This is a genomic window from Bacteroides sp. AF39-16AC (assembly GCF_003602735.1).
Taxonomy (GTDB): domain Bacteria; phylum Bacteroidota; class Bacteroidia; order Bacteroidales; family Bacteroidaceae; genus Bacteroides; species Bacteroides uniformis.
In genome coordinates this window covers 19,967-33,758 of the sequence record NZ_QTLN01000012.1, presented here as the reverse complement: position 1 = coordinate 33,758, position 13,792 = coordinate 19,967, and the positions used below count along the sequence as shown (strand labels likewise).

The 13,792-nt window shown below is 51.5% G+C and carries 11 protein-coding genes; 5 read left to right on the top strand and 6 right to left on the bottom strand.

The genetic code is table 11. The features are described 5' to 3' along the window. Position 1: 1 nt before the first annotated feature. The 3 genes from DW039_RS11500 (at position 2) to DW039_RS11490 (ending at position 5,215) form a co-directional block, all read left to right on the top strand. Positions 2-1,234: an ABC transporter permease gene (locus DW039_RS11500; RefSeq protein WP_055288606.1), complete on the top strand. Its 1,233-nt coding sequence runs from the start codon at positions 2-4 to the stop codon at positions 1,232-1,234. 36 nt (positions 1,235-1,270) lie between these two features. After that, positions 1,271-2,518 carry an ABC transporter permease gene (locus DW039_RS11495; RefSeq protein WP_120381965.1) on the top strand — a complete coding sequence of 416 codons (1,248 nt, stop codon included), beginning with the start codon at positions 1,271-1,273 and terminating at the stop codon, positions 2,516-2,518. Between the two features lie 93 nt (positions 2,519-2,611). After that, on the top strand, positions 2,612-5,215 hold the full coding sequence (locus DW039_RS11490; RefSeq protein ID WP_120381964.1) for a PAS domain-containing sensor histidine kinase: 2,604 nt from the start codon (positions 2,612-2,614) through the stop codon (positions 5,213-5,215). Here the strand turns inward: DW039_RS11490 and DW039_RS11485 are convergent, their stop codons facing one another. After that, positions 5,216-6,451: a fucose isomerase gene (locus DW039_RS11485; RefSeq protein WP_005831144.1), complete on the bottom strand. Its 1,236-nt coding sequence runs from the start codon at positions 6,449-6,451 to the stop codon at positions 5,216-5,218. It abuts the gene before it with no gap. A gap of 262 nt (positions 6,452-6,713) precedes the next feature. On the opposite strand from DW039_RS11485, the gene DW039_RS11475 reads away from it, so the two are divergent. After that, positions 6,714-7,919, top strand: a complete 1,206-nt coding sequence (locus DW039_RS11475; protein ID WP_005837410.1) for a pyridoxal phosphate-dependent aminotransferase — start codon at positions 6,714-6,716, stop codon at positions 7,917-7,919. Positions 7,920-7,929: 10 nt separating this feature from the next. Then, the gene (locus tag DW039_RS11470; RefSeq protein WP_119958268.1) at positions 7,930-9,174 is read left to right on the top strand and encodes an ABC transporter permease; all 1,245 of its coding nucleotides are present in this window, start codon (positions 7,930-7,932) and stop codon (positions 9,172-9,174) included. A 5-nt stretch (positions 9,175-9,179) separates the two neighbouring features. Here the strand turns inward: DW039_RS11470 and DW039_RS11465 are convergent, their stop codons facing one another. Genes DW039_RS11465 through DW039_RS11445 form a run of 5 tightly spaced genes read right to left on the bottom strand, consistent with a single transcriptional unit; the run spans position 9,180 to position 13,676 of the window. After that, entirely contained in the window at positions 9,180-10,352 is a 1,173-nt protein-coding gene (locus DW039_RS11465; protein ID WP_120381963.1) for a glycosyltransferase, read from the bottom strand. A gap of 29 nt (positions 10,353-10,381) precedes the next feature. Continuing rightward, positions 10,382-11,029: a dethiobiotin synthase gene (gene bioD, locus DW039_RS11460; RefSeq protein WP_005831133.1), complete on the bottom strand. Its 648-nt coding sequence runs from the start codon at positions 11,027-11,029 to the stop codon at positions 10,382-10,384. Further along, positions 11,029-11,805 (bottom strand): malonyl-ACP O-methyltransferase BioC, encoded by a 777-nt coding sequence (gene bioC, locus DW039_RS11455; RefSeq protein ID WP_005831129.1) that lies wholly within the window; start codon positions 11,803-11,805, stop codon positions 11,029-11,031. The genes bioD and bioC overlap by 1 nt, the downstream gene beginning before the upstream one ends. Continuing rightward, positions 11,790-12,479, bottom strand: coding sequence for a pimeloyl-ACP methyl esterase BioG family protein (locus DW039_RS11450; RefSeq protein WP_005831127.1), 690 nt, complete (start codon positions 12,477-12,479; stop codon positions 11,790-11,792). Before DW039_RS11450 ends, bioC begins: the two co-directional genes overlap by 16 nt. A 6-nt stretch (positions 12,480-12,485) precedes the next feature. Then, positions 12,486-13,676 carry an 8-amino-7-oxononanoate synthase gene (locus DW039_RS11445; protein ID WP_120381962.1) on the bottom strand — a complete coding sequence of 397 codons (1,191 nt, stop codon included), beginning with the start codon at positions 13,674-13,676 and terminating at the stop codon, positions 12,486-12,488. Positions 13,677-13,792 lie beyond the last annotated feature (116 nt).

The following is a 13,792-nucleotide window of genomic DNA, read 5'->3' as shown; positions in this document are numbered from 1 at the left end:
TATGAAACAAATTTTAGCTCTTATCCGCCAGAATCCCTTTTTCAGTGCTGTTTCCGTCATCGGTACGGCAGTGAGCATCACCTTTGTCATGGTCATTTACATGGTGTATGACATCCAGACGGCTGACTTAGCTCCCGAGTCGCGCCGCAGTAGTATGGTATATTCCTCTTATGGATACTCTTACCGCAAGTCCGACCACAGCAATTCCAATACGGGCATGTCTTATCGGGCTGTCAACGCTATTTTCGCAGAACTTCCGGGTGCGGAACTTGTCACCTATCTGGGACCTACCTATCTTAGATACTGTGGGGATTCGCCCGTGCGGGGAATGCGCCGTACGGTTCGTCAGGTGGATTTGAACTATTGGCGTGTCTACGATATCCCTCTTGTGGCGGGCCGTCTTTTCAGTACCGAAGAGTTCGATGCTTGCCGGGATGTCGTGGTTATAGGCGAACAGCTTGCTCGCGAAGCTTTCGGGTCTGCCGAAGCAGCCATTGGCAAAAATTATTTTGTCAACTTTCGCCCTAAGCGCATTGTCGGGGTCACCAAGGATGTGAGCTCTCTGTTCACATTTGCCTATGGAGAGTTGTGGATGCCTTATTCCACCCGGGATTCCGGTCTGGGCAGTGAAGGGCTACGGGGAGATTTCGAGGCTGTGGCCCTTGTCAAGCCCGGTGTCGGCAGAGAGGAACTCAAGCGGCAGATAGAACAGTCGCTTGCCCGCTTCAACGAGATACTGGTCGAATATGAACTGGAGCTTCCCGACCTCAGCACCTATACGGAACGGCAGTTCTTCCGTAATGACACGATGAGTCCTGCCGTAACCTGCATCATCCTGGGTTTGATATTGCTTATTGTGCCCGCTATCAATGTCAGCGGACTTATATCTTCGCAAATGTCCCGTCGCATGGCTGAGCTTGCGGTAAGGAAAGCATACGGCGCCAGCCGTTCTACCTTGATGGTGCAGTTGCTCCGCGAGAACCTGGCCTTGGCATTTGCCGGCGCATTGCTCGGTTTTCTCTTTTCGTGCATATTCCTATGGCTGGGTAAGGACTGGATGCTTGGCGATGGTGCTCCCGGAACGAATTTTGATGTAAGCGTCTGGCTCTTCCTCCGTCCTGCGGTTTTCGTGGCTGTATTGGTGGTGTGTCTGTTGTTCAACCTGCTTTCTGTGTTTATTCCTGCCTGGCATGCCACCCGTCGCCCTATAGCCGAGGTTCTTGGCGGAGAATGAGCGGATAAACGAATCCCAATTAAAACAGTAACGAGTATGATACATTCTATTTTACACCAGATATGGAACCAGCGCCGCAGTAACGGCTGGCTGTTTGCCGAGCTGTTGATTGTATTTACATTGATGTGGTATTGTGTGGATGTACTCTATGGCTTTGCCCATGCAGAACGGCAGCCTAAGGGGTATGATTTGGAGCATGTCTATAAGATAAGGATTTCCTGCAATCCCACACAGATAGTGCCGTGCACGTCGGAAGACAGCCTGCAGACCTTCTGGTTCAAGCCGATGGAGGAAGTGCTCCGGCGTATCAGGCAATATCCTGCAGTGGAAAGTGCTGCCACGTGGCTGGGTACCGATACTTATACCCGCGGGCGTGTTTACCAGGGGTATACGACGGACAGCGTGCATGTTGTCGAGACTACAGTGCGCTATGTGTCTCCCGAATATTTCGACGTCATGCGCATTCCGCTGTTGCAGGGGAATGTCTCGGATTGGAATTCCACTGCCAGTCCTCTGCCTGCCGTGGTGACCCGTGATTTGGCAGACAGTCTTTTTCAGACAAGTGCCGGGGCGGTGGGCCGCGAGTTTCTGGATTATTACAGCGGAGGTCTCCGTTACCGTGTCTTTGCAGTCTGTGCCTTGCAGAAGACGGATGACTATGCCCGTTACGGACCTTTTGTCCTGACTCCTTTCCCCGGTTGGTTCTATGAGGACCAGTACCTCCCGTTCATCTCCCTACGGATACGTCCGGAGGCGGATACGGATAATTTTGCAGCTCGTTTTTATCAGGATATGATGTCGCAGCTGCAGGTCGCTCCATTCTATCTTTTCGACATACAGAGCTATAAGGACCAGAAGATAGAGCGGGATGCTGCCGAAGGAATCACCCCGTATATCCGCAGCGCAAGGCTCATTGTGATATTCTTTGTTTTCAATGTATTCATCGGGCTGATGGGAACTTTTTGGTTCCGTACCCGCCATCGCCGCAGCGAGATTGCTTTGCGCATGGCCATGGGCAGCAGCCGCGGAAGAATACGCTGGCAATTGCTGGGTGAAGGGTTGCTGCTGTTGGCACTTGCTTCCATCCCCGCTTTGATGATATGTATCAATATGGTTATGGCAGATGTCACTTTTACGGAAGCCACGGATGCCACTTGGGGGAGATTTGTCATATGCGTTTCTATTGTCTGGATATTGATGGCATTGATGGTGATTGCAGGAATCTGGTATCCGGCTTCACGGGCCATGAAGGTACAGCCTGCCGAAGCATTGCACGATGAGTGAGTTTTTTTTGAATAATCTGTGCTCATTCTCAATATAACTTGTATATTTGCGTGACGAATAAGAGTTTTGCGTTGAGTATACAAAATCTATATTATGATGAAACGCCTTTTCTTTCCATTGTTTGCAGGCTTGTTGTGGTTGATGTCGGGAACACTTTCGGCTACGGAACGTACGTACAATGTACTTTTCATACAGTCCTATACAAAAAATACTCCTTGGCACAGCCTTCTGACAGAAAATTTGGAGAACGGACTGGACAAGGGGGGAGTTAAAGCCAATATCACTACTGAATATCTGAATGCCGATTACTGGTCTTTCGCTTCCGAGTGCTTCATCATGCGCCGCATCTGCGAGCGTGCCAGGCAACGGAAAACGGACTTGATTGTGACCTCCAGCGATGAGGCTTTCTTCACATTGACCCATTGCGGTGATTCCCTGCCTTATCAGATACCGGTAGTGGTTTCGGGTATCAAATACCCGGATGAGAGAGTCTTTGAAAGAATGCCCAACGTCTCCGGCTATGTTTCGAAAACGGATTTCGATGTCTTGCTGGATGCGGCTGTCCGCATGTTTCCTTCCCGCAGGGAGTTGGTCTGTCTGTCCGACAGCAGTTTCCTGAGCCTTAAAGGGGTTAAGGCTGTGGAGGAATCCTGGGAACGCATAAAGAGCAACTATCCGGAGCATGAGTTGAAAGTGCTGAATGTGCAGGCCAAGTCCTTGAACTCTATCATCACTTCCATTTGCTATGACTACAATGCCTACAAGCATATTGTCATTGCTCCCAAATGGATTCCCTTTCTTTCCTTGAAGTTGAAGGCCCCCGTGTTTACCAGCCAGAACCTGGCTATGACGAACGGTGTTCTGTGTGTGTATGATGCCGTTCCCGGAGAGGATGCTTTTGCTGCCGGCCGGCAGGCTGCAAGTATTTTGAAGGGCAAGTCACCCGCCTCATTGGAAGTAAAGGACTTTGGGGGCAAGTTGCTGTTCGATTACAAACAGTTGCAGTTTTTCCGTGTGGACACGAACCGTGCGGAGAGCAAGGGCATCATTTTGAATATACCGTTGATGGAGCGTTACCGTGTCTGGTTCATTCTGTTCTATTCGCTGATTGTCGGGGCATTGGTGCTGCTGGTTGCCTGGCTTTTCCGTGCCAACCGCAGGGAGTCGCGTAAGCGCATACATGCCCAGACCCGCTTGTTGATACAGCACCGCCTGGTGGAGCAGCGCGACGAGTTCGACAATATCTTCTGTTCCATTCGCGACGGCTTGATTACGTATGATACCGACCTGCGCATCCATTTTGTCAACCGTCCGTTGTTACAGATGTTGGGACTTTCTTCCGAAACCTATACGTCCCGTTTCTATGAAGGGCAGATGGCCGGCTCCATTTTCAGGATTTACATGAATGGAGAAAACATCCTGCAGGACTTGTTGAAGAAAGTACGTACCGGAAAGAGACCTATTTCTATTCCGGAGAAAGCCTTCATGCAGGAAAACCATCAGGGAACGTATTTCCCCGTTTCCGGCGAGGTAGTACCTATCTTTGCCAATGAAAAGATGACGGGAATGGCGATTGTATGCCGCAATATCTCCGAAGAAGAGATGCAGAGACGCTTCTTCAATATGGCGGTGGAGGAAAGCTCCATTTATCCGTGGCAGTACAACATGCATATGAACCGTTTCCATTTCCCGGGTGGATTGCTGCGCCGTTTCGGGTATACCGGTGATACGGACTTGTTGGCACGTGATGAGATGGACACCCTTATACATCCGGAAGACTTGCTGCATACGCGCAGGAATTTTGATGCCATTCTGTTGGGCAATGAAATCAATTCACGGATGAGTTTCCGGTTGAAGAGTGCGGATGGGAGCTATGAATGGTGGGAGTTCCGCAGTACCGCTTATGACGGACTGACGGTTGATACCCCATACATGGTATTGGGAGTATGCCAGAGCATCCAGCGTTACAAGGATACGGAAGAGGCCTTGATTGCCGCACGTGACCGTGCCTTGCAGGCCGACAAGCTCAAATCTGCGTTTCTTGCCAATATGAGCCATGAGATACGCACCCCTTTGAATGCCATTGTCGGCTTCTCGGATTTGTTGAAGGATTTGGACGCTTTTTCTCCGGAAGAGGTAAAGCAGTTCGTCGAAACAATCAACATCAACTGTACATTGCTGCTGGCGTTGATAAACGATATTCTGGACCTCTCGCGCATAGAATCGGGCACGATGGACTTTAAGTTCGGAGCATTCAACCTGGCGTTTATCATGCAGGAGGTCCATGAATCCCAGCGTCTGAGTATGCCTCGGGATGTAGAGCTGCGTATAGAGATTCCGGAAGGGGAAGACAAATTGGTCATCACCGATTCCGTCCGCTTGAAGCAGGTCGTGAACAACCTGATAAACAATGCCAAGAAATTCACGGTAACGGGCAGCATCACCTTCGGCTATGTCACGAACCGGGAAGGATATACCACCATCTTTGTCGAAGACACGGGAAGCGGTATCTCTGAAGACGCCCAGAAACATATCTTCGAACGCTTTTACAAAGAAGACAGCTTTACGCAGGGCGCCGGTTTGGGGCTGAGCATTTGCCAGACCATCGTAGACCGCCTGCATGGTTCTATCTCGGTCTCCTCAGAGTTGGGAAAAGGAACGCGTTTCGAGGTGGTGATACCGGATGCGAACGAGTAATCATTCAATCCGTTTGCAGGCATTGGCTTGCAGGAACTCTTCCAATATATCCTCGTAATTGCCATACAGCATGATGTGGTGGTTGCCCAGCGGTGTCTTGAGGAAATAGTCGGCAGGGGAGTTCATTTTTATCCGCACTTGGGTGCGGCACATATTGATGTAGTTTGTATTCTCAACAAGCGTGCCGGTGCTCAAGTAATATTCGTCCAGGCTTTCGCTTCCGCATTTTACGATGGTTACATCTCCCGTCGGCAGGATTCCCTGAATACCGATGCCGCTTTCCGTCTCAAAATGGTTGCGTATGATGAACTGCTCCGTTTGTGCGATGCCGATGGTGCAGTGTGCCAATATGATTTCATTGGTACGGGCATTTATCATGGAAGGATTGGCCATGAAGGAGTTTTTCCCCGTCAGCACTTTTACGGCCAGCATGGTGAAGACGGATTGCAAATCGCCTTCACATCCGGCAATGATTCCTTCGTCGTTCAGCAAGGCAAGGGCAAGGCAGCCGGTGGTTCCCGTTTGGTCTATCAGGCGGAAGCAGCTGAGGGTAATGGCGCTCAGTCGCTCTTCCTCTACAATCCTCTTGATGGCTCGATACAGCCGCATGGCTTTTATCATGTCTTCGGGGCTTGCCTCTCGGCAGGCAAGCGCTTTTCCTGCCAGTCCGGCGCATGCTTCGCCCACCTCGTCGTCCGTTATCTGTCCGTAGTATTCATAAATGCGGTCCAATGAGACGTCTGTGTACTCGATACCCCAGCGGCGTTTGGCAAGCAGATAATCCACATTGCTGGCAACGAGCCAGCTGGACGGAGTGCCCATTACGCCGATGCGCATGCCGAAAAGGCTGCGTTGTGCCACGAAATTGCTGTGCAGGACAAAAATACGCTTGATGGTCTCGGGGAGCTCTCCGTGAAGAATCTCGCTTTTCATTCCCCGGCCGCGCAGCCAGGAAGATATTTCGAGAGCGGCGGCCAGTGAGTTCTGCATGCCGTCTGCCAAGAGGATGGCGGGGCGGGGAAGGGATTCGAAATGCTGGATTACCAGCCGTTCCACACCTCCGGTGGCAATGAATATAATACTGAAGTCATCGGGTGATAACTTGTCTATGTCTTTGTAATCAATGAAGTTGACGGTAAAGTATTTTTCCAATTCAGTCAATATCACTTCGTGGGAGCTACGGACTGATGCTTGTTTATGCAGTATGGAAGCAAAAGTTATAAGGTTGATGACCATGGTGTTATTTACTATTTGACTATTTACTATTTACAATTGATTCTACTTGGCTCGTTTGCTTTTTCAAAGATACAAGTTTCTGTTTACATATCATAGAGTTTTTACGATAGATAAGTTTTTTAAAGTTTTTATGGTCTTGCCTTCCTTTTGGTTTCAAATAATTCGCTACATTTGCAACTTTAATGATAAAGTGATAGCAATATCACCTATAAATACTCTATTAAATAGTAAATCATAAATCGTCAAATAGTAAATAAACCTCATGCCAACAATATCTATTCGCGGAATGGAGATGCCCGCATCTCCTATCAGAAAACTGGCTCCTCTGGCAGATGCTGCCAAGCAGAGGGGTATACATGTATTTCACCTGAACATCGGTCAACCCGACCTGCCTACTCCGGAAGTCGCGATTGAAGCGATACGGAACATCGACCGGAAAGTTCTGGAATACAGTCCCAGTGCGGGATATCGCAGTTACCGCGAGAAGTTGGTGGGTTACTATGCAAAGTACAATATCAATCTGACTGCAGACGACATCATCATCACTTCCGGCGGCTCGGAGGCGGTGTTGTTCTCTTTCCTGGCTTGCCTCAATCCGGGGGATGAAATCATTGTTCCCGAGCCGGCCTATGCCAATTATATGGCGTTTGCCATCTCTGCCGGAGCCAAGATACGCACCATTGCCACGACCATCGAAGAGGGTTTCTCGTTGCCCAAGGTAGAGAAGTTCGAGGAGTTGATTAACGAGCGCACGCGTGCTATTTTGATTTGCAATCCCAACAATCCTACGGGTTACCTCTATACACGCCGTGAAATGAACCAGATTCGCGACCTTGTGAAGAAGTACGATTTGTTCCTCTTCTCGGACGAGGTGTACCGTGAATTTATTTATACGGGTTCTCCCTATATCTCTGCCTGCCATCTGGAGGGCATTGAGAACAATGTGGTGCTGATTGATTCCGTGTCCAAGCGCTATTCGGAGTGCGGCATCCGCATCGGTGCCCTGATAACGAAGAACAAGGAAATCCGGGATGCTGTCATGAAGTTCTGCCAGGCACGTCTCAGTCCTCCGTTGATTGGCCAGATTGCCGCAGAAGCATCGCTGGATGCCGGTGAGGATTATCTGCGCGACACATACGATGAATATGTAGAACGCCGTAAATGCCTGATTGACGGATTGAACCGTATACCGGGCGTATATTCGCCCATCCCGATGGGAGCATTCTATACGGTGGCAAAGCTTCCAGTAGATGATTCGGACAAGTTCTGTGCCTGGTGTCTGTCGGAGTTCGAATACGAGGGACAGACGGTATTCATGGCGCCTGCGTCCGGATTCTATACTACGCCGGGTTCCGGTCGCAACGAAGTGCGTATCGCATACGTACTGAAGAAAGACGACTTGAACCGCGCCTTGTTTGTATTGCAAAAAGCATTGGAAGCCTATCCGGGAAGAGAAATGAAGGATTAGGGATTAATTTATGAACTTATCTCGCTTTATAGCGTTGCGCATTTATCGCAACTCGGAGCCGGGCAAGCAAGTTTCCCGTCCGGCTGTCCTTATTGCCATGGTGGGCATTGCTCTCGGACTGGCGGTGATGATTATTGCCGTGTCCGTCATTGTCGGCTTCAAGAGCGAGGTAAGGGATAAAATCGTGGGTTTCGGTGCCCATATCCAGATAGGCAACCTGGATGCTGCACGCTCTTATGAGACGCGCCCGGTGGTGGTGGGCGACAGCATGATGGCTGCGCTTTCCGATTATCCCGAAGTGAAGCATGTACAACGCTACTCCACCAAGCCGGGGATGATAAAGACCACCGATGCCTTTCAGGGAATGGTGCTGAAAGGTGTGGGGCAGGAGTATGACAGCACCTTTTTCCACCGCCATCTGCTGGAGGGGGAGTTTCCGCAATTCAGCGATTCCGCTTCGTCCAACCGCGTAGTCATCTCAAAGTCTCTTGCCAACAAGCTGCAATTGAAACTCGGTGACAAGATAGACACCTACTTCATCCAGGACGATGTGCGTGCTCGCCGCCTGAAGATTGTAGGTATCTACCAAACCAACTTCTCCGAATACGACAACCTATTCCTGCTTACCGACCTCTATTTGGTGAATCGCCTGAACAACTGGGAGCCGGACCAGGTGAGCGGTGTGGAGCTGGAAATACGCGATTATGACAAGCTGGAAGAAACCACCTATGAGATAGCTGTCGATACGGACGAGAATCCCGACCGCTATGGTGCCGAGTATTGCGTCCGCAATGTAGAGCAGCTCAATCCCCAAATCTTTGCCTGGCTGGGCATCTTGGATGTCAACATCTGGGTCATTCTCATTCTGATGATTGGAGTGGCGGGGTTCACCATGGTATCCGGCCTGCTGATTATCATCATAGAGCGTACCTCCATGATAGGCGTGCTGAAGTCTTTGGGAGCCAATAACTTTACCATCCGTAAAGTCTTCCTTTGGTTTTCGGTCTTCCTCATTGGGAAAGGCATGCTTTGGGGGAACATAATCGGCCTTGCGTTCTATTTCGTGCAGCGCTGGTCCGGCTTGTTCAAGCTCGACCCTGAAACCTATTACATGGCTACTGTTCCGGTATCTTTCAATATCTGGCTGTTCCTGCTGCTGAATGCCGGCACATTGCTGGCTTCGGTCCTGATGTTGCTGGGCCCATCATTCCTGATTACACGCATCCATCCGGCAACTTCCATCCGTTACGAATAAGAGAATCACTTTCTCAGAAAACCGCTTTTCTTGCGGAACAGACAGTACCATTTCCAACGTAAAGACTGTATCGGCTGCAATAGGTCGAAAGCCGGTAGTGTGAAGTAATATCTGCGCTGTTCTTCCAGGTCGTGGGCAGTCTTGTTGACAATGACTGCCTGCATGGTGAAACGGAACAGGAACAAAAGAAAAGCGACGCCTGCTGCCAGCCAGTGGAAGTGCAGAATGCCGATGACCATCGCGGCTATCCAGGATGCGTGGAATGCCAGGCGGGTCAGGGTCTCAAAACCGGCCAGCCAGCGTTGCATTCCATGATACAGCCGTGCTGTGGAGGCGTAGCCTATTTTCTCTTCTTTCCAGTCCTTGGTACGCAGAAGCGGCTGCATGCGCACAATGGCATTGGCATCCGTTTCTACCCGCGTGTTCTCCGGGGTAGCCACGTGGTTGATGAACAAATCGTCGTCTCCCCGTTGCAGGTTGAGGTGTGCGGAGAATCCTTTCTGTTGGTAGAAGAGTTCCTTCCGGTAGGCCAGGTTACGCCCGATGCCCATGTAGGGGCTGCCTGCCAGGGCAAATCCCAGATAGCGCATGGAAGTGAACAGATTGTCGAATGCCGTCCGTTTGTGCAGCCAGCCTTTGCCGCGTTCGTAGCCGCTGTATCCCAGCACCACTTGGGTACGTGATGTGAAGTTGCGTGCCATCAGTCGCAGCCATTGGTTGCTTTGGGGCATGCAGTTGGCATTGGTAAACACCAGCCATTCATATTTGCTGGCCTTGATTCCAAGCGTCACGGCCAGCTTCTTGCGGCTGATGTAACGGGAGGAATCGGGTACGAAGCTGTGGTAGAGATGGGGATATTTCTCCTCGAGGATGGTCAGGTAATCCTCGCTCTCATCGGTGTTGCCGTCGTTAATGACGATGACTTCAAATTGGGGATAGTCCTGCTCCAGCACGGCGCCCAGGTTGCGGCGCAGATTCTCGGATTCCTCGCGGGCGCAGATGATGACGGATATGGGGGGCAGTTCCTGGGTGAAGTGCGTGTCTCCCTGCTTCACGGCACGGCTGCGCGCATGAATACGGTTGTAGAGACAGAGGTAGTAGATAATTTGAATAAGGAACAGACCACCCGCCGTAGCGAGTACGATAATTTCAGTTGAATCTAATGTAAATGCTTCCATGTGCAGTAGGACGTTTATGTGCTGCAAATTTACACAATTTCCGGCACTACCTCAAACTTTGTTCCGGGAAAGTGCTTGGACAAATACTGCTTGATGTATTTCATCGTGTCTTCCTGGATAGTCTTGTCCTCTACCGTGGGATAGAGGTTGTAGAGTACCGTATCGAGCGCGATGTCCCGGTTCTTGATGGCTTCGAAGCTCAGCAGGGTGTGGTTGATGCTGCCCAGCTTTCCGGAGGTGACAAAGATAAGCGGGTACTGCTTCTCCGCAATGTAGTCTATCGTCAGGAAATCTTCGGTAAGGGGAACCATCAGACCGCCGGCGCCTTCTACGAGCACGGTATCATAGCGATGGGAAAGTTCCCTGGTGGCACGCTCTATTTTTCCGAAGTCTATCGGGCGCTTGTCTATGCGGGCGGCGAGGTGGGGAGAGCAGGGATAGGAGAATATCTCGGGCATGGTCAGCCCCTCTTTGTCTTCCGGCAGGTAGCCGGTTCCGGTGAGGCGGCGGTGCAGGTCGATGTCCTCGGAATGACCGGTGTTGCCGGTCTGGATGAATTTTTGGGTGATGACGCGCAGGCCGCGTTGCATAAGCTCACGGGCGTACCAGGCGGTGCAATAGCTTTTTCCGGCATCTGTATCAATGCCGCTGATGAAGTAGATGTTTTTTGTTTCCATTATTTTGTTTTTTTTCGTGCGATGATATAAATAGGGTGATAGGTCAGGCTTACGTTGCCTGCGGCATCACTGAACCGGGTTGTGTATTCTTTGCAGAAGGATTGCAGGCGACTACGCGTCCACATCCTTTTTTCCGTACCCGTGACTCCGGTTTGCTTCAGATGCTTCAGCACTGCCTGGGGAGTGGGGAAGGGCAAGGATATCACCTCTTCTTCGGCATGAAGAATATCGAAACCGGGAGACAGCAGGGCTTGCAGCTCCTCAACGGAGAGATAGTCCAGCCCGTGCCCAGTCAGTTGGCGTATTTCGTGCATGTTTGTGGCGCCGAAGGTGCTGAAGGCAAGCAGGCCGTCTGCCACCAGTGCTTGGTGGCAGCGGGTGAAGAAAGCACCTGGGTCGTTGAACCATTGCAGGGTGGAGCACGAGGTTATCAGGTCGGTTTCTCCGGGGAAGTCGATGGCTTCGGCATCACCGGGGACGAACTGCACGGTAGTGCCGTCGCAAAGTTCCTTGACGCACTCCTCCATTTCCCGGCACAAGTCGTTCAGCAGCAGAGCTTCCGGTTGCAAGGTGTGGAGGAGGATACGTGAGTAGCTTCCCGTTCCGCAGCCAAACTCTACGACACGGCGGAAACGTGTGTATGGTTCCTTTATGAGCTGCATCATCTTCTCGGCGACTTGTTGCTGCACGCGGGCCTCCCGGGTATAGGTATTCCGGGCTTTGGCAAAGCGGGCGGCTATCAGTTGTTTGTCCATCGGGTTCAGTGGCTTGTCCATAGGTCTTGCAGGTAATGTCTGAATAACTCTTCCTGGTAGTGGGCATCCTCCGTTTGCAATACGGGGGTGCCGAGTATTTCCCAGGCTTGCAGCTGGTTGGCTGGTGGAATGATGCGGTCGTTGCCTCCCGTTACTGCCTGCTGCCAATGGAAGGTGGCAGCAGGCAGTGTGTGGTACATCTTCTCAATCTCCGTCAACTCATCTCTCAACTCTTCCAGCGGACGGCGGGGGGTGATTTCCAGGAAAGCTTTGAAGGCTGCTCCGTTGGCGCACATGCGGCGGAGGAATTTGTGCAGTGAAGCCCCAGTCAGTCCGTCCAATGTCCCGTGGTAGATGGCGGGTGGAATGCCCATATGCTGGTCTATGGGGTAGGGCGTTCCGTTGATGGCGATGCTGTTTGCCATATGGATACCTTCGCCGGACGTACCTGGCGATGAGAGCTGTGGCACGGTCTGCGAAGCCGCCCATACCCCCATAGACCAGCCGATGAGGTTGATTTCGCGGTATTCTTCCAGTCCGGAGGCGTCAAAATCCAGTGTGCGGTAGTCATAGCACACCATGAAGTCGCTGGCTGCCGGACGATACATTTTGAAAGGCGTCTCATCGGCTCCCCAGCCGGCAAAGAACAGCAATAGCCGGGGATGATGCTCGTGTATAATGTAACTTTGTTTCATCTGTTTTTAGAATCGTATAGCGTTAGTATTCCTCTCTTCCTTTAGGGGAATAAGGGGTATCAGTTCTCCAATCTCATCTTCCCGTATGTCTGCCGTCAGCGAAAAGCGGATGCGTGATGTCCTTTCGGGCACTGTGGGCGGGCGTACCGGCAGTGCATAGAACCCATGCCTCTGCAGCAACTCTGCGCACAGCACGGTGTCGGCACTGGGGCCAATAATCAGTGGGACGATATGGCTTGCGCTGGGGCATCCGTACCCCTTGGCTTGTAATGCTTCGCGCAGTGTCCGACTGATTCTTGCCAGATGCTCGCGGTGGTCCTGCATTCCGGCAAGTTTCCGTACGATAAACAGTGTCCAGGCAATACTTGTCGGAGGCAATGCCGTGGTGAAGATAAGGGTTCGCATCCGGTTGACGAGATACTCGCGTATCGTCCGGCAGCAGGCGATGTATGCACCGGCAGACGCAGCCGCCTTGCCGAAGGTGCCCACGAGGAAATCTATATCCCGGATACATCCGGTTTCTTCGGCGCAGCCCAGGCCGCGCAGTCCCCTTACGCCGAATGCATGGGCTTCGTCCACATAGAGCAGTACGTTGGAGTATCTTTTTTTCAAACGCACCAATGCCGTGAGGTCGGCTTGGTCACCGTCCATGCTGAAGATGCTTTCTGTGACGATAATCAATTGCCGGAATGTTGCATGGTGTTGTTCCAGCAGGCGTTCCAGTTGCACCAGGTCGTTGTGGCGGAAGCGGATGCAGCGTGCGGTGGATAGGCGGATGCCGTCGATGATGCTGGCATGCACCAGCTTGTCTGCCAGTATTAGGGTTTGTGCATCGCTCACGGCGGGCAGAATCCCCATATTGGCATGATAGCCGCTATTGAGCACCAGTGCTGTCTCTGTGCCGAAAAGTGTGGCGAGTTCCGTCTCCAGTTCTTCGTAAATCCCGAAGTTCCCCGTCAGCAGGCGGGAGGAGGAGGAAGTCGGCAGGAAGGTGTCCGGTGTCAGTGTCTGCAGGAATTCTTCCTTTAGCTGGCGGTCGGCAGCCAGGCCCAGGTAGTCGTTGGACGAAAGGTTCAGCATATGCCGGCCATCGGCTATAACCGTGCGTCCCTCGTGTGTCAGTTGCGGCAGGCGGCGCAGGTTGCTGTGTTCTTTCAATGTTTGCAGCTCTTGCTGCATATATTCTATTGCATTCATAATTCTTTTAAAATGTGCCAATGTGGTTTTAATGTGCTAATGTGCCAATGTGCTAATATGCCAATGACCTGCGGCGTGATAGCGCAGCGTAAACATTGCGCAGCCAATTGGCACAT

Coding starts and splice junctions, on each gene's coding strand:
- DW039_RS11500 (WP_055288606.1), top strand. CDS start 2: ATGAAACAAATTTTAGCTCTTATCCGCCAGAATCCCTTTTTCAGTGCT.
- DW039_RS11495 (WP_120381965.1), top strand. CDS start 1,271: ATGATACATTCTATTTTACACCAGATATGGAACCAGCGCCGCAGTAAC.
- DW039_RS11490 (WP_120381964.1), top strand. CDS start 2,612: ATGATGAAACGCCTTTTCTTTCCATTGTTTGCAGGCTTGTTGTGGTTG.
- DW039_RS11470 (WP_119958268.1), top strand. CDS start 7,930: ATGAACTTATCTCGCTTTATAGCGTTGCGCATTTATCGCAACTCGGAG.
- bioD (WP_005831133.1), bottom strand. CDS start 11,029: ATGGAAACAAAAAACATCTACTTCATCAGCGGCATTGATACAGATGCC.
- DW039_RS11465 (WP_120381963.1), bottom strand. CDS start 10,352: ATGGAAGCATTTACATTAGATTCAACTGAAATTATCGTACTCGCTACG.
- bioC (WP_005831129.1), bottom strand. CDS start 11,805: ATGGACAAGCCACTGAACCCGATGGACAAACAACTGATAGCCGCCCGC.
- DW039_RS11485 (WP_005831144.1), bottom strand. CDS start 6,451: ATGGTCATCAACCTTATAACTTTTGCTTCCATACTGCATAAACAAGCA.
- DW039_RS11450 (WP_005831127.1), bottom strand. CDS start 12,479: ATGAAACAAAGTTACATTATACACGAGCATCATCCCCGGCTATTGCTG.
- DW039_RS11445 (WP_120381962.1), bottom strand. CDS start 13,676: ATGAATGCAATAGAATATATGCAGCAAGAGCTGCAAACATTGAAAGAA.
- DW039_RS11475 (WP_005837410.1), top strand. CDS start 6,714: ATGCCAACAATATCTATTCGCGGAATGGAGATGCCCGCATCTCCTATC.